Genomic DNA, 15,170 nt, shown 5'->3' on the forward strand with positions numbered 1-15,170 from the left:
CATATAAATAATGCTTAAACGCGACACTAACAAAAGGAGGATTCTTGAGTTATGAAAAGAACATACCAACCAAAGAAGCGTCATCGCGCTCGCGTTCATGGTTTCCGTAGCCGAATGAGCACCAGCAATGGTCGTAAAGTGTTAGCACGCCGACGTCAAAAAGGTAGAAAAGTATTGTCTGCATAGACCACTGACCATTCAGTGGTCTTTTTTCATTTTTTAAATCATTTTTGGAGATGAATCATGAGAAAATCATATCGGGTCAAGAAAGAAGCCGAATTTCAACAGGTATTTAATACCCATGATTCGGTGGCTAACCGCCAATTCGTCATTTATACATTAGATAAACCGGGGCAACCACATTTTCGGGTCGGAATTTCAGTCGGCAAGAAAATCGGGAATGCCGTTCACCGCAATTGGGTGAAACGACGAATTCGTCAATCACTTCTTGAACTCAAGCCACAGTTACGTCAAGATGTTGACTTTATTGTGATTGCTCGGCCATCAACCGATGGCATGTCAATGGCAGAACTCAAGCCGAGCTTGATTCATGCCTTAAAATTAGCAAATCTACTAGATTTTGCGGATGCCGGTGAGGAATAATGAAAAAAAGAATAAAAAAAATTACGGTGCTAATGGCGTTAATGTCGTTAACACTGGTTTTGACCGCCTGCGGTAAGTCGGCGATGTCACCAATTACCGAACATAGTACCGGTTTTTGGGATGGCGTTATTTTATTAAACTTCTCTAGAGCCATTATTTGGTTGTCCAAGTTCTTTGATAATAATTATGGAATCGGAATTATCCTATTTACCATTATCATTCGAATTATTATTTTGCCGTTGATGATTTTGCAAACGCGCAGCATGCGTAAGACGCAAGAAATTCAACCCCAATTAAAGGCTTTACAAAAGAAATATTCGTCTCGTGATAGTGAAACGATGGCTAAATTGCAACAAGAACAACAAAAGTTGTATTCCGAAGCCGGAGTTAACCCACTAGCTGGTTGTTTACCAGTGGTTGTCCAATTACCAATTATCTTTGCTTTGTACCAATCCATTTTGCGGACTGAGCAGTTACGGACGGGACACTTCTTATGGTTGCAACTGGGACATAAAGATCCATACTTGATTTTGCCAATTTTGGCAGCGGTATTTACCTTTATTAGTTCTTGGTTAGCTACTAAGAGTCAACCAGAATCTAGTTCCATGACGACGATGATGACGTTAGGGATGCCTGTAATTATCTTCTTTACGGCCCTAAACGTGCCATCAGCCTTGTCACTTTACTGGGTGGTAACGAATGCGTTTCAGGCAATTCAAACCTTGGTTATTCAAAATCCTTGGAAGATTAGTCGAGAACGTGAAGAAAAAGAAAAATTGGAAAAAGATAAAGAACGCAAACGCCAAAAAGCAATTCGTAATGCTAAAAAGAGTCGGCGTAAGAAATAATATATAGTAGGAAACGAAAGCGGAAACCGCTTTCGTTTTTTTATTGAACAAGTAGTCAGAAAAATGTTAGTGAGTTATAATTGTTGTATAAGTTTTAATAATATTAAGCAACTAAATGACAAATCATTTGAGAAAATGCTATTATGTAACGATAATGATTATCATTAGATAATGATAAATGGGGTTGACGTTTATCGTTTTGACTTAATAATAAGGGGTGCAACATGGCAAAGTATTCAGGAACAACGGTAGAAACAGCAATTGAAGCGGGGTTATCGGCGTTAAACATTACTCGAGAACAAGCCGACGTAACGATTATTCAAGTCGCGCGGAAAGGGTTCTTGGGCTTGGGACGGCGAGAAGCAGTTGTTGACGTTGTTTCGGTCGATCAAAAAGAGTTGGATCTGGCCAGCCAAAGTAGCGACCAAGTCAGTGAATTTGAACTTAAATCTAACGTTCAGATGCCACAACCTGCTGAACCACAAACGGTTATTGAAAATAACGATGATAAAGAAGAACCACGGTTAACGGCAACCGAAGTCGAAGCCGAATTAACTCAATACTTAACGGACGTAATCGAAGCGATGGGCTTTGCTCCTAAAATCAAGGTGGAAGTGAAAAATCGCCACCGATTGTATTATGATATTGCCGTGCAAGATGAAAGTCGCTTGATTGGCCACCATGGCCGCACGCTAAATGCCTTACAGAATCTGGGACAGATATACATAAATCGTTCGGGTGCTAATAGTGTTGAAGTAGTCTTAGACGTTGCTAATTATCGAGCTAAACGGCGAGAAGTATTAAGAAAACTCGCACAACGAACGGCGCGTAATGTAATTGCCAGCGGTAAACCGGTTTACTTGAATCCTATGCCGGCGTTTGAACGCAAACAAATCCATGCTTCACTAGAAGACAACGACCATATTTTAACCTACTCAACGGGAAAAGAACCACACCGGTCATTGGTTATTGCACCACGGTAGTTTGGATAAATTTTGTTTGACAAACTACAGCTTATTGAATAGTATATAAGTTAATCATTCTTATCTTAACTAGGTAAAGTAGTGAAAGTGCTTTATCCACGCTCTTTTGGGCGTGGTGTGGGCACTTTTTTTGTATTCTAAAAGGTAATTATCAACGAAAGGAGCCAATTATGGTTTTAACAACGACGGATTTTGATACCATTGCAGCAATTTCGACCCCACCTGGAGAAGGTGGAATTTCGATCATCCGAATTAGTGGAGATGATGCAGTTGAAGTTGCGCAACGGCTATATCGGGGCAAAAATTTAACTAAAGTTGATACTAATACCATTAACTATGGGCATATTGTCGATAGCCAAACTGGTGATGATATTGACGAAGTAATGGTATCCGTAATGCGGGCACCCAAAACATATACTAAAGAAAACATTGTCGAAATTAATTGTCATGGTGGTATTGTTGCTACCAACCGAATTTTGCAGTTAGTGCTTAGTAACGGGGCCCGCTTAGCCGAACCGGGTGAATTTACCAAACGGGCTTTCTTGAACGGTCGAATTGATTTATCCCAATCAGAAGCGGTAATGGACCTGATTGAAGCCAAAACAGACCGATCTATGAAAGTGGCAATTAGCCAACTAGACGGTAATTTATCCCACTTGATTCGGAATTTACGCCAAGATATTTTAGATGTGTTAGCTCAAGTCGAAGTTAACATTGATTATCCAGAATACGATGACGTTGAAACCATGACTAGTCGCTTGCTTCGTGAAAAAGCGATTAAAGTTCACGGCCAAATCGATGAGTTATTGCAAACTGCTAAACAAGGTAAGATTTTACGAGATGGCTTGGCCACTTCGATTATTGGTCGTCCTAACGTCGGCAAATCTAGTCTGTTGAATCACTTAATTCATGAAGATAAAGCGATTGTGACTGACGTTCCGGGAACGACTAGAGATGTATTGGAAGAATATGTCAATGTTCGTGGCGTTCCGTTGAAGTTAATTGATACTGCGGGAATTCGGGATACGGAAGATAAGGTCGAAAAAATTGGGGTTGATCGTTCTAAAAAGGCAATTGATAGCTCTGATTTAGTGCTACTGGTGCTGAACGTCAGTGAACCATTGACTGATGAAGATCGAACTTTAATTAATCTCACGGCAGCTAAACAACGCATTGTTGTGCTAAACAAGACGGATTTAACACCAAAAATTGATTTAGTAGAATTACGGCAACTAGTGGGCACATCACCTATTATTTCTACTTCAGCTATTCAAGCGAGTGGCTTAGAAGATTTGGAAGAAATTATTGCCCACATGTTCTTTAATGAAGGCATTGAAAACAGTCAAAATGATGTGGTGGTTACAAATGCCCGCCATATTGGATTATTAAACCAAGCCAACCAATCACTAAAAGCGGTGGTTGATGGGTTAGAAAGCGGCTTACCGGTTGATTTAGTACAAATCGATATGACGCATTGTTGGGATTTATTAGGTGAAATTACTGGTGACAGTTATCAAGATGAACTGTTGGACCAACTCTTTAGTCAATTTTGTTTGGGTAAGTAGTTGTTTCACGTGAAACATGGAGGAATTAACTAGTGAAAAGTTTACGAGTCAGTGATGTTAAGCAAACCTATCGGGGGCAAGACTTTGATGTGGTGGTTGTTGGTGCTGGACACGCTGGAAGCGAAGCGGCCTTGGCAGCCGCACGAATGGGTAATAAAACCCTCTTGATTACCATTAACTTGGACATGGTTGCCTTTATGCCATGTAACCCGTCTATTGGGGGACCGGCTAAGGGAACGGTAGTTAGAGAAATTGATGCCTTGGGTGGCGAAATGGGTAAAAATATCGATAAAACCTACGTCCAAATGCGCATGCTAAATACGGGAAAAGGTCCGGCGGTACAAGCTCTGCGTGCCCAAGCTGATAAACATGCTTATCATTCAGAAATGAAAAAGACTATTGAAGACGAACCTAATTTGACTCTACGTCAGGGGATTGTCGATAGCTTAATTGTCGAAGATGGTGAGTGTAAAGGGGTAATTACCAATACCGGGGCTCGTTATTATGCCAAAGCCGTGGTTATCTGTGCCGGTACAGCTGCGCGCGGAAAAATCATTATTGGTGAATTAATGTATGCTTCAGGCCCTAACAATTCACAACCAGCTGAAAAACTTTCAGAAAATTTAGCTGAATTAGGTTTTGATTTGGAACGATTTAAGACTGGAACCCCACCACGAGTTGATGGAACCACTATTAATTACAGTGAAACCGAAGAACAACCAGGTGATGAAAAACCGAACCACTTTAGTTACGAATCCAAAGATGAAGATTACTTGGCTTTAAAGAATCAGTTGTCTTGCTGGTTGACCTATACTAACGAAAAAACTCACGAAATTATTCGTGAAAACCTTGATCGAGCCCCAATGTTTACTGGGGTCATTGAAGGAGTAGGTCCCCGTTATTGTCCATCCATTGAAGATAAAATTGTGCGGTTTGCTGATAAAAATCGGCATCAATTATTCTTAGAACCAGAAGGCCGTAATACTGAAGAATGGTACGTTCAGGGTCTTTCAACTTCAATGCCTGAAGAAGTCCAACAACAAGTAATTCGTTCTATTCAAGGGTTGGAAAATGCCGAAATGATGCGACCGGGTTATGCGATTGAATATGACGTGGTGGCCCCTTATCAATTAAAGCCAACGTTAGAAACTAAAGTAGTTAAGAATCTCTTTACTGCCGGCCAAACTAACGGTACTTCTGGTTACGAAGAAGCAGCTGGACAAGGCATCATTGCTGGTATCAATGCTGGTTTACGAGCTCAAGGTAAACCTGGTTTTACCTTAAAACGGGATGAAGCTTATATCGGCGTAATGATTGATGATTTGGTAACTAAGGGTACCAATGAACCATATCGATTACTAACTAGTCGGGCAGAATACCGGTTGTTGTTACGTAATGACAACGCCGATATGCGTTTGACCGAAAAGGGTCATGAACTAGGCTTGATTTCTGATGAACGTTATGACGCCTTTTTAGCTAAAAAAGAACGCGTTTTAGCTGAAATTGATCGACTAGATCACGTGCGGGTGAACCCTAGCGCGGCAGTTGATGAATTAGTGACGGCTCATGGTGATAAACCGCTTAAGGATGGCGCAGTTGCTAGTGTATTCTTACGTCGTCCTTACGTTGATTATCAGACATTATTACAATTTATCCCGGCTCCAGATCAACCACTAGGTCGACATGAAATCGAACAAGTAGAAATTCAAACTAAGTATGCGGGTTATATTGCCAAAGCCCAAGCCAACGTTGAAAAAATGAAGAAGATGGAAGCTAAGAAAATTCCAGCTAACATCGACTATGATGCTATCGATGGGATTGCCACCGAAGCACACCAAAAACTAAAGAAAATCCAACCTGAAACGATTGCCCAAGCAGGTCGAATTAGTGGGGTTAACCCAGCTGATTTGGCTATTTTGAGCGTTTATATCCAACAGGGAAAGATTGCTAAAGTACAATAATAAAAAAAGATCCTTGAATGAATTCAAGGGTCTTTTTTGTTGTCTTAATCGGGTAAACTGGAGTTGTTATTTTGAGCAGTAAAATGATTAGCGGTCAAGAAATAATGGTTGAGCAGCTTAAAGCCAATAATAAATATAATCGCAACCAAAATACCTAAGAAATTATTGAAAATACGTAATTCACCAGCGGGCACGGTACCAAATAGGCTGGTGGCAATACTTAACGCCCCAAAACAATTTAAGATGCTGTGGTAGAAATAATTGTCAGTCAAACCTAAGCCAAAGCCAGCTAGCGGCGCTAAAATAAAAGCCCAAGCGTCCGGGACTAAAGCCAAACTAACAATAAAGAGGTTAGAGCCGATAATCACGCCTGTTAATCTGGCACCCACGCGTTTAGCATAATGGGGATTTTGTGGTAATAAGATCGACATGCAGGCAAAACCTAACCAAACGGCCCGATGAAGTTGCAACAGTTGGGCCACCGTTAGAGCAGTACTAACGCCTGAGGCTAAGCGTAATTGCCAGTGCGAGGTATCAGAATGCCAACTAAAATTAGTTAAAACATGGTGGAGACGCCGTTTTAACGGTTGCTGGTGATGATTACGCCATAATACAATCGCTAATAGGAACCAAACCAAGGCCATGGCCACCAAGCGATTAGAAAATTGGCTGGCGCTCACTGGATTACCTGTAATAAAAATATAGCTAAAAGTATACAACCCACCATTACCAAATGCCGGTTGAACCGTGGTGGTCATTAAAATAAATAATAGGCTAAGTGAATGCGCGATAAAAAACCAGGGAAGTGGTAGGTATTGAAAAAACATACTGCCAAGCAACATGATTAATAAAACCCCACCTAAAGCGAAAATACTGTCAGATAATTGGTAACCGTAGTTAACGAATCTAATTCCTAAAAGCATACAGAAACTACTAACAGCCACGCTACTATTGACATCACCAAATAATTTCACAAAAGTGGCGATATAAAAAATGGCGAAGGTCAATAAGGCAACATCTCGCCACAATAAAGCTTTTAAGTAACTGTTTTTTTGCTTTTTAGGCGCCATTTTAATCTTAGTCCGTAAGACACCGGGGCTTAACTGCATTAACTGATAAATAATAATTCCTCCTCGCTAAGTTAATAAACGATAAGCAATTTATCATTAAATGATTAAAAAGAGCCTGGTTTGATGGTTTTTTAATAAAAATTAAAGATGTGCGACTAATTAAACCAGGTTAACAATTCTGCTTGGGTTAATTGTTGCTTAGCAGGGCCGGCAACATCGTGGGTAATTTGACCGTCTTGAACCATAATCAGACGATTTCCATACTTGAGGGCATCCTCCATGTTATGAGTGATCATTAAGCTTGTTAGTTGTTGTTGGGTGATTAGTTGGTTAGTTAACTCCATCACCTTGGCGCTCGTTTTGGGATCTAAAGCAGCGGTATGTTCGTCTAACAAGAGAAGTTCCGGTTGACTGAGAGTAGCCATCAATAATGACACCACTTGCCGTTGACCTCCGGACAAAAATTTCACTTGAGTGTTCATAAATTTTTCCAGACCCATATCGACCGAGGCTAAGAGGGTTTCAAATTGAACTAATTCAGTTGAATTTTGAAATTTGTGAAAGGACCAATAATTGGTCGAATGAGCCAACGTTAGATTTTGAGCCACCGTAAGCTCGCTGGCCGTCCCACTTTTAGGATCTTGAAAGACACGAGCAATAAATTGAGCGCGCTTAGAAATCGATTGTTTAGTCACGTCTTGATGATTAATTTTGGTTTGGCCACTATCAGCCCTTAAATTACCAGCAATCGTATTTAACAGGGTTGATTTCCCGGCACCGTTATTGCCGATAACAACGATGAAGTCATTGGGATGAATGGCGAGGTTAATATTTTTAAGGGAGTGTTTGGGAGGCAAGTCAGCCTGTAAAAAAACCTTGTTAACGTTAGTCATGGTTAAAACAGCATTAGTCATTAGTTGGTTCCTCCACTTGAGTTTGGCTTAAGTATTTAGCAATTGCTTTGTGTTGTAACCAACGATTTTGCAGCATTGGTAACACGATGACAATCACTAAAATAATGGCTGATAGAATTTTTAAATCATCAGGAGCAATGCCTAATGACATTGCAATGGTGAGCAATAGACGATACAAGACGGCGCCCGCCACCATGGCCAATAATTTACCTATCATTTTGGTGGTATGTAAAAAGATTTCGCCGACTAAAACGGAAGCTAGTCCAATGACAATAGTACCTACACCCATACCGATATCAGCGAAACCGTTGTTTTGGGCAACTAAAGAACCAGATAAAGCGATGAGACCATTAGAAACAGCGTAGCCAATGATTTTCATGGCAGGAACGTTAATGCCGTTCGCCGCACTCATAATGGCGTTATTACCAACTGCCATCAAAGCCAAACCGTTTCGGGTGGCAAAATAAGCAATTAAACTCATAATGACTAAAAGACTAATGCCAGTTCCCATAATTAGAGTTTGACTGTTGAGCCCCCAACTCGCTGGTACCCAATCAAAAATCGTTTTTTGAGTTAATAGGCCCAAATTAGCGCGGCCCATAATGTGAATATTCACGGAATACAAACCAGTCATGGTCAAAATTCCGGCTAAAAGGGCCGGAATATGTAGTTTGGTATCTAAAATGCCAGTGACTATACCGGCAATACAACCGGCTAAGAAACCAGTTAACGTGGCCCAAGTAGGTGAGATTCCTTTTAAAATCATAGAAATAGTAACGGCGGCGCCTAACGGAAAACTGCCTTCAGCAGTTAGGTCAGGAATATCTAAAATACGAAAAGTAATAAAAACACCAATAGCCATGCTGACCCAAAGAAGTCCTTGGCTAATTCCAGAAATAATCATGATAAAACATCCTCTCTTAATTACGGTTTATGAACGGTCTTGGGGTTAATACCGAGGGCCTGAGTTCGTGATTGATTAACATATAATTGCAAATGCTGAGCGGTTTGAACTGGCATCTCGGCTGGTTTTTGGTGCTTTAAAACTACGTGTGCGGCCATTTTAGCAGTTTGTTTACCTAAATCACGGTAATTTAAACCGTACGTGGCTGTCCCACCGTCTGCCGCCATTTCAATTGAACCCGTGACTACTGGAATGTGGGCACGTTGCGTTTGCTTACCAATTAATTTCATAGAACTTGCCATCAAATTATCGGTGGGAACGTATAGGCCAGCCACTTTAGGAGTAAGCCCAACTAACGCTGATTGGATATCGTTGGCAGAGCTGACGCTAACTACTTTTAACTGCAGTTGGTGGGCTTTGGCATACGTCCGGGCAGTATTTACTTGATTTAAAGAATTGGCTTCTGACGAATTATAAATGATGCCTAATGGTTGCTGGGAGTGCTTGGTTAGTTGAGTTAACAATTTTATTTGCGCGGTTACTGGTCCTTGATCGCTGGTACCAGAAACGTTCGTTTGTGGTCGTTGATTAGATTGAACTAAACCGGCTTGAACTAAGTTTGTAACAGCAGTGGTTAACACCGGTATGGTTCGTGTTTTTCGTGCCATTACTTGAGCGGCAGGGGTCCCAATGGCTAGGACTAATTGAGGCTTGGTGATGGTTAATTGCTGTGCCATGGCGTTTAAATTAGCTTGATCACCTTGTGCATTTTGGTAGTTATAATGAACCCGCCACTTGGGGTGGACCCGTTTTACTTCGTGATTAAATTGCGTTTCAAAGCCGTCTCTAGCAGCATCTAGGGAACCATGTTGGACGATTTGTAGGATACCGATATTAAGCGTCTTAGGTTGTTTAATGCGACCACAACCGCTAAGCGTAAGGGTGAGTAACATTAATAGTAATAGTGGTGAAATTCGTTTCATCTGGGCCTCCTTAATTTTTAGCAAGAAAAAAGGCCAGTCAGATTTAGAAAAAAATCCAACTGGTCTTTAGGCCTATTACTATAATTCCCAGTTAGATTTTAATCACGCATCTAACTGGCTAATGTCATGCTCAAAAGCTTTAGCTCTTAATTAGATACGAACGCTTCGTTGCGCTCGTATCCGAAATGGTCGAATACAAACGCTATCTAAAGAAAAAGCTAAAGTTAAATCGATTATTCAATTGTGAGTACTGGGATTGATTCATAAATAAATTCCTCCAACAATTGATGTAACCAGCCTAACATTGTTAATGAAATATTGTCAATGTTGTTTTTAACGATCAAAAAAAGAACCACCTAATCTATTAGGTGATCCCACTGTCAGTAATAATTATTCACTATCAATGTTGTTAATGACGTAGTATGATTTGCCGCCAACGTGATAATTTTGCCAATTAGCATTAATTAAATCGTTTTTGGTTACCCAAGTTTTATTACCATCATGATTTTGTAAATTAATCTTTAAACGATACGTGCTCTTGCCTACCTTATATTCTTTTAAACCATTAATCGGATGGTTGTAGTAGAAATAAGTAACGTGGCCGTCACGTCTGATTTTGCTAATTTTTTGGGTAGCAGTTGGTTTTAATTGGTAAATGTTTTGGTTCCAAAGACCATCTTCGTAACCGGATTTTTTGACCGCTTGACTGTCATAGTATTGAACGTAGCCATCATCGGTAATATTAAACAATCCAGTAGCCTTTTTGCGGTTGGGATAGTTAAAGGCACTCCCGCGTTCAAACACGAGATCACTATATTTATTTTTAGCGGTACTTTTAGCAAGCTTAAAGGTGCTCGACTTCAAAGCAATGTTGTCAGTTTTAATCCAGTAACCGTGTTTTTTATTAAAAGTAGTGAAACTTTTTCTAAATTTATAGCTCTGATTGCTTAAATTCAAGCTCACCGTAGTTTTTAATTTACCGTTACTTTCAGTATAGCCGGTAGTAGCTACGCCCACTGTAGCGCCCTTGGGAATCGTATAACGAACCTTTTTGCCATTAATTTTTCGGTATAAATCGGTTTTGATAGCTTTTTTAGTAGTTACAAATCCATTACTGAAAACCTTCATTTCGTCTAGGTATCCCGAAGCGAGCTTAACGCTGCTGGCTTGGGTGGTAGTGGCACTGGCAGCTCCTACCAATAAACCACTCATGGTGGCGACGATGGTTAACATTTTTTTCATAAATAATCTCCTTTGAATCTAGGTGGACTAATCATTTTCAGCTAGTGTAACACGAAACACTACCCAACGGTAATTTTCTTGCATTTCCAATTAGTTGCTTTAAAATTTAGTTAGATTACGAGAGGAAGATGAAGATGAAAAAAATCATTAGTCCACTGACATTTAATGCCGAACAAATCGCACAGGTTAAGGACGTTGCGCCTGATTATCAGTTGGTAACCGAGGCAGAACAAGCTTCACTAGCTGAGATTAGCGGGGCCGAAATCATTTTTGGCTGGAGTGATAAATTTGCTCCCTTACTGAAACAAGATAATCAATTGAAATGGCTGCAGACTAAGTCGGTTGGGGTAGATTACTTGCCACTAGCTCAACTAGCGGCCCAAAATATTATTACCACGACGACTAATGGGGCGAATGCCGAAAACGTTGCCCAACAAGTATTATCATACATGTTGGTGTATGAACGGAAGCTATGGTCAGCATTCATTGATCAACAAGAGCATAAATGGGATCGAACTCATCCAGTGAGTGAGTTAACCGATAAAACCTTGGTAATGTTTGGGACCGGGCAAATTGGCGGACACGTGGCTAAATTAGCGCAAGCATTTGGGATGCATGTGATTGGAATCAATCGTCATGGTGGCACGAAGGCTAATTTTGATGAAATCATGACCTTTACAGCAGGCGAAAAGCAGTTAGCCCATGCTGATTATGTGGTTAATGCAATGCCATTAACGGCTGCTACTACGGACTATTTTAACGCTGCATTATTTGCTCAAATGAACGCCAAGACGTTCTTCATCAGCGTTGGCCGGGGTCCTTCAACTAATAGTGCGGACTTGATTACAGCGCTTAATACTAACCAAATTGCGGGAGCGGCTTTAGACGTGGTGCCTGACGAACCACTTTCAGCTGATGATCCATTATGGGATGCACCTAACTTAATGATCACCCCGCATGTTGCGGGTTTTTCAAACTTAGAACCTCGTCGGAATTTGCATATTTTTACCGAAAACTTGAAGCAATATCTAAAAGATGGACAACCTCAAATTAACCGTTTGGATTATCAACGAGGTTACTAAAAAATAACGAGGTGGTTTAAATTAAAACATTAGTGATTGTCGCTCATCCTGAGATTGAAAATTCACAGACCCAAACCTTTCTACAAAAGGGAGCCCAAGAAATGGCGGTCACCTGGCATCATTTAGATACGCTAGCGAGCCTTGATGTGACTGCGGAACAGCAATTATTGCGTACTGCGGACCGCATTATTTTTCAGTTTCCCCTTTATTGGTATGCGGCACCAGCCAGTTTAAAGCAGTGGGAAGATCAGGTTTTAACCAGCAATTTTGTGTATGGTGTGACTGAACCACCATTAAAAAATAAAGAATTCGGCATAGTGGTTACCACTGGCCGGCCGTTAAAAGATTTTCGGCACGGAGCGCGGGAAAATGTCACTATTGATGAAATTTTATTACCATATCGGACCTTGGCTCAACAAGCTCAAATGCAAATTATGCCGGCCTTTATCATCCCGCAATTTTGGTATCAAAATGAAACCCAGCAAATGCAATTATTAATTGATTACCAACGTTATTTAACTCAGGTACAACCGGATTCACTAGCTAATCGGCAAACTTGGTTTGCGAACCGTTTGCGTCAGTTCGCGACTAAGTTACCGGTAGCTGATCAGTTGATGGGACAGCTAATTAGCGACACTTTTGAACAAAATCAAAGTGACTTAGAGCAATTGCAAGATACTTTGACGTTGGTTAAGAAGGGAGAAGATGAATAATGACCGACAATACCGAATGGTTATTAACTCAAATCGAAACTCTGAAACAAAAGCAACCCGCTTATGAGGATCGGGCCTTTTTAACCGCATTGCAACAAGTAGTCCAGCAACAAGCGACCCGGAGTGAACAGATTCAAGGTGAATTGGATGGGCGGTTGTGGAATCATGGTAATTGGTAATTTTTAATCACACTCGAGGAGAACTTAAGTAATTGCAAAAATATTGACCAAATTGGGTATTATTTGCCGAACCAGGTATAATAAACGCCAATAGAGGTGAAAGATATGTCTGATAACAATCAGCAACCCCGCAATCCTAATTTAGGTGACTTGGCTAATTTACCGAGTGACTTATTAAGTGGGGATGTTGTTAAACAAGCCCTAAACATGTCGTCCAAGTTTGCCGGCGAATTTGAAATTCGTTACCAAACCGCGTTAGATTTGGTAGTTGACAAACTTAAATTTATTGATCGTAGTTATCAATTAGAGCATGATGTCAAATTAATCGATAGCTTACAACATCGGATTAAAACCCTGGAAAGTATTATGGAAAAAATTCAGCGGAAAGGGCTCATAAAGCAGCCCGCCGAGATTCGCAACAAAATTCGAGATATTGCGGGCGTGCGGGTGATTACCAAATTTTTAACTGATATTGAGACCGTTCATCAATTAATTAAAGATCAACCAGATATTGAAATTGTGCAGGAAAAAGATTACATTCGCTATCCTAAACCTAATGGCTACCAAAGTTTGCACTTAATTGTGGAAGTTCCCATTTATTTAAGTACTGGCACCGAACGCATTCCGGTTGAGATTCAAATTCGCACGATTGCGATGAATTTCTGGGCGTCATTAGAACATGAATTGAATTATAAAAAAGATGTTGATAATAAAGAGCAATTGCGTGATGATTTGCGTCGCAAGGCGGATGATATTACTAAGTTGGATGTCGAAATGGATCAGATTCGCCAAAAATTACGTAAATAATTGTTTCATGTGAAACAAAAAAAGATGCATATATAATATGCATCTTTTTTTGATTAATCTTGCTTTTTCTTAGCCATTTGTAACAACCACCAATTTAAAATTACCGTTACAATCGCCATGCCGATACTAAAAATCGGAGTAGCGTTTAAACCAATGTGAGCCGTCACTTGTCCCCCAATTAATGATCCGAGGGTGATCCCCAAATTAAAAGCTGAAATATTCAGTGCCGAAGCCATCGTGACGTCATTAGGTGTGTATTTTTCGGCTAATTGCACGATGTAAACTTGCAAACCAGGGACGTTCATAAAAGCGAACAACCCCATAATTAAAATCGCAAGCAAGCCCAGCCAATGAGCATTAAAGAAAATTTGAACGAGCAAATAAACCACAATTAAACTACTGAACATACCCAGTAAAGCTTTTACTGGATTATGATCGGCTAGTCGGCCCCCAATGGTGTTACCAATGGCGACCATCACACCGTACAACAATAATAACCACACAATGGTACCAGCACTAAAGCCCATGTGCATTAAAATCGGTGATAAATACGTATAAATTACGTACGGACTACCATAACCAACGACGGTTAACGCCAATACTAACAAAAGTTGGGGATTGGCTAAAATGCGACCAATGCCTTTGACAGAGGATTTTTCGGGAAGAGGGAGGTTACTAGGAACTAATAAAATATTAGCAATTAAACTAACAACCCCAACGATAGTGATGAATAGAAATGAAAAATGCCAACTAAAAGTGTTACCAATATAAGTTCCCAATGGTACTCCGGTTAAAGTGGCTACTGTCAACCCAGTAAACATCAACGCAATGGCACTGGCCCGTTTATCAGGCGCCACCACGTTAGCGGCAATCACGGAAGAAATCGTCATAAAAATACCGTGAGCTAAAGCGGAAATTACTCGCCCAAATAATAATAAACCAAAGGTGGGAGCGACGGCATCAATTAAGTTACCGGCGATAAACAATAACATCGTGTAAATTAAGAGTTGTTTTCGTGGAATTCGTCCGGTCAAAATGGTCATCAAAGGGGCACCGACGGTAATTCCCAGCGCATATATTGAGACGGTTAAACCGGCTGTACTAATCGCCACGTTAAAACTTTTAGCAATTAGTGGTAATAGGCCAACACTAATAAATTCAGTGATACCAATTGCAAACGCGCTAATGGCTAGGGCCATCAAAGTGAGGGTTGGCGAAATAGTATTGGTTGATTTAACTTCAGATACTTTCATAAACGTTCTCCTTTTTCGTTACTTACCTTTAATAAGCGATATAATTGATTATAATGGTTCAAT

General features: G+C 40.4%; 16 protein-coding genes. 10 read left to right on the plus strand and 6 right to left on the minus strand.

From position 1 onward, the window contains the following. Window positions 1-51 precede the first annotated feature (51 nt). The 6 genes from rpmH (at window position 52) to mnmG (ending at window position 5,960) form a co-directional block, all read left to right on the plus strand. Window positions 52-186 carry a 50S ribosomal protein L34 gene (gene rpmH / locus HII32_RS03045; RefSeq protein WP_172188172.1) on the plus strand — a complete coding sequence of 45 codons (135 nt, stop codon included), beginning with the start codon at window positions 52-54 and terminating at the stop codon, window positions 184-186. Between the two features lie 57 nt (window positions 187-243). Further along, window positions 244-603: a ribonuclease P protein component gene (gene rnpA / locus HII32_RS03050; RefSeq protein WP_172188174.1), complete on the plus strand. Its 360-nt coding sequence runs from the start codon at window positions 244-246 to the stop codon at window positions 601-603. Further along, window positions 603-1,451 carry a membrane protein insertase YidC gene (yidC, locus tag HII32_RS03055; RefSeq protein WP_172188176.1) on the plus strand — a complete coding sequence of 283 codons (849 nt, stop codon included), beginning with the start codon at window positions 603-605 and terminating at the stop codon, window positions 1,449-1,451. The genes rnpA and yidC overlap by 1 nt, the downstream gene beginning before the upstream one ends. Window positions 1,452-1,675: 224 nt before the next feature. Further along, window positions 1,676-2,434: an RNA-binding cell elongation regulator Jag/EloR gene (gene jag / locus HII32_RS03060; RefSeq protein WP_172188178.1), complete on the plus strand. Its 759-nt coding sequence runs from the start codon at window positions 1,676-1,678 to the stop codon at window positions 2,432-2,434. A gap of 170 nt (window positions 2,435-2,604) precedes the next feature. Further along, a complete protein-coding gene (mnmE, locus tag HII32_RS03065) occupies window positions 2,605-3,999 on the plus strand; it encodes a tRNA uridine-5-carboxymethylaminomethyl(34) synthesis GTPase MnmE (RefSeq protein WP_172188180.1) in 1,395 nt (464 codons plus the stop codon). A gap of 32 nt (window positions 4,000-4,031) precedes the next feature. After that, window positions 4,032-5,960 (plus strand): tRNA uridine-5-carboxymethylaminomethyl(34) synthesis enzyme MnmG, encoded by a 1,929-nt coding sequence (gene mnmG / locus HII32_RS03070; protein ID WP_172188182.1) that lies wholly within the window; start codon window positions 4,032-4,034, stop codon window positions 5,958-5,960. Window positions 5,961-6,004: 44 nt separating this feature from the next. Here mnmG and HII32_RS03075 read toward each other — a convergent pair whose 3' ends face one another. The 5 genes from HII32_RS03075 to HII32_RS03095 all read right to left on the minus strand — a co-directional run bounded on the left by HII32_RS03075 (window position 6,005) and on the right by HII32_RS03095 (window position 11,073). Further along, window positions 6,005-7,069 (minus strand): FUSC family protein, encoded by a 1,065-nt coding sequence (locus HII32_RS03075; RefSeq protein WP_172188184.1) that lies wholly within the window; start codon window positions 7,067-7,069, stop codon window positions 6,005-6,007. Window positions 7,070-7,185: 116 nt separating this feature from the next. Continuing rightward, window positions 7,186-7,944, minus strand: coding sequence for an ABC transporter ATP-binding protein (locus tag HII32_RS03080; protein ID WP_172188186.1), 759 nt, complete (start codon window positions 7,942-7,944; stop codon window positions 7,186-7,188). Further along, window positions 7,937-8,848: an ABC transporter permease gene (locus HII32_RS03085; protein WP_172188188.1), complete on the minus strand. Its 912-nt coding sequence runs from the start codon at window positions 8,846-8,848 to the stop codon at window positions 7,937-7,939. The genes HII32_RS03080 and HII32_RS03085 overlap by 8 nt, the downstream gene beginning before the upstream one ends. A gap of 20 nt (window positions 8,849-8,868) precedes the next feature. Beyond that, window positions 8,869-9,831, minus strand: a complete 963-nt coding sequence (locus tag HII32_RS03090) for an ABC transporter substrate-binding protein (protein WP_172188190.1) — start codon at window positions 9,829-9,831, stop codon at window positions 8,869-8,871. Window positions 9,832-10,221: 390 nt separating this feature from the next. Continuing rightward, complete coding sequence (locus tag HII32_RS03095) at window positions 10,222-11,073, minus strand: hypothetical protein (protein WP_172188192.1); 852 nt, start codon at window positions 11,071-11,073, stop codon at window positions 10,222-10,224. A 134-nt stretch (window positions 11,074-11,207) separates the two neighbouring features. Between HII32_RS03095 and HII32_RS03100 the strand changes: the two genes are divergently transcribed. The 4 genes from HII32_RS03100 to HII32_RS03115 all read left to right on the plus strand — a co-directional run bounded on the left by HII32_RS03100 (window position 11,208) and on the right by HII32_RS03115 (window position 13,854). Then, the gene (locus tag HII32_RS03100; protein WP_172188194.1) at window positions 11,208-12,155 is read left to right on the plus strand and encodes an NAD(P)-dependent oxidoreductase; all 948 of its coding nucleotides are present in this window, start codon (window positions 11,208-11,210) and stop codon (window positions 12,153-12,155) included. Window positions 12,156-12,187: 32 nt separating this feature from the next. Next, a complete protein-coding gene (locus HII32_RS03105) occupies window positions 12,188-12,868 on the plus strand; it encodes an NAD(P)H-dependent oxidoreductase (protein WP_343034642.1) in 681 nt (226 codons plus the stop codon). Then, window positions 12,868-13,047, plus strand: coding sequence for a hypothetical protein (locus HII32_RS03110; protein WP_172188196.1), 180 nt, complete (start codon window positions 12,868-12,870; stop codon window positions 13,045-13,047). The genes HII32_RS03105 and HII32_RS03110 overlap by 1 nt, the downstream gene beginning before the upstream one ends. A gap of 105 nt (window positions 13,048-13,152) precedes the next feature. Then, window positions 13,153-13,854 carry a GTP pyrophosphokinase gene (locus HII32_RS03115; protein ID WP_246224805.1) on the plus strand — a complete coding sequence of 234 codons (702 nt, stop codon included), beginning with the start codon at window positions 13,153-13,155 and terminating at the stop codon, window positions 13,852-13,854. Between the two features lie 53 nt (window positions 13,855-13,907). Here the strand turns inward: HII32_RS03115 and HII32_RS03120 are convergent, their stop codons facing one another. Continuing rightward, window positions 13,908-15,107, minus strand: coding sequence for an MFS transporter (locus tag HII32_RS03120; protein ID WP_172188198.1), 1,200 nt, complete (start codon window positions 15,105-15,107; stop codon window positions 13,908-13,910). Between the last annotated feature and the right edge of the window lie 63 nt (window positions 15,108-15,170).

The organism is Lentilactobacillus kribbianus, from assembly GCF_013184075.1.
GTDB classification, from domain to species: Bacteria; Bacillota; Bacilli; order Lactobacillales; family Lactobacillaceae; genus Lentilactobacillus; species Lentilactobacillus kribbianus.

Bases quoted from the DNA above. Each gene is read 5' to 3' on its own strand.
- HII32_RS03090 (WP_172188190.1), bottom strand. From the start codon at position 9,831: ATGAAACGAATTTCACCACTATTACTATTAATGTTACTCACCCTTACG.
- HII32_RS03100 (WP_172188194.1), top strand. From the start codon at position 11,208: ATGAAAAAAATCATTAGTCCACTGACATTTAATGCCGAACAAATCGCA.
- HII32_RS03075 (WP_172188184.1), bottom strand. From the start codon at position 7,069: ATGCAGTTAAGCCCCGGTGTCTTACGGACTAAGATTAAAATGGCGCCT.
- HII32_RS03115 (WP_246224805.1), top strand. From the start codon at position 13,153: ATGTCTGATAACAATCAGCAACCCCGCAATCCTAATTTAGGTGACTTG.
- jag (WP_172188178.1), top strand. From the start codon at position 1,676: ATGGCAAAGTATTCAGGAACAACGGTAGAAACAGCAATTGAAGCGGGG.
- rnpA (WP_172188174.1), top strand. From the start codon at position 244: ATGAGAAAATCATATCGGGTCAAGAAAGAAGCCGAATTTCAACAGGTA.
- yidC (WP_172188176.1), top strand. From the start codon at position 603: ATGAAAAAAAGAATAAAAAAAATTACGGTGCTAATGGCGTTAATGTCG.
- mnmE (WP_172188180.1), top strand. From the start codon at position 2,605: ATGGTTTTAACAACGACGGATTTTGATACCATTGCAGCAATTTCGACC.
- rpmH (WP_172188172.1), top strand. From the start codon at position 52: ATGAAAAGAACATACCAACCAAAGAAGCGTCATCGCGCTCGCGTTCAT.
- HII32_RS03110 (WP_172188196.1), top strand. From the start codon at position 12,868: ATGACCGACAATACCGAATGGTTATTAACTCAAATCGAAACTCTGAAA.
- HII32_RS03095 (WP_172188192.1), bottom strand. From the start codon at position 11,073: ATGAAAAAAATGTTAACCATCGTCGCCACCATGAGTGGTTTATTGGTA.
- HII32_RS03085 (WP_172188188.1), bottom strand. From the start codon at position 8,848: ATGATTATTTCTGGAATTAGCCAAGGACTTCTTTGGGTCAGCATGGCT.
- HII32_RS03120 (WP_172188198.1), bottom strand. From the start codon at position 15,107: ATGAAAGTATCTGAAGTTAAATCAACCAATACTATTTCGCCAACCCTC.
- HII32_RS03080 (WP_172188186.1), bottom strand. From the start codon at position 7,944: ATGACTAATGCTGTTTTAACCATGACTAACGTTAACAAGGTTTTTTTA.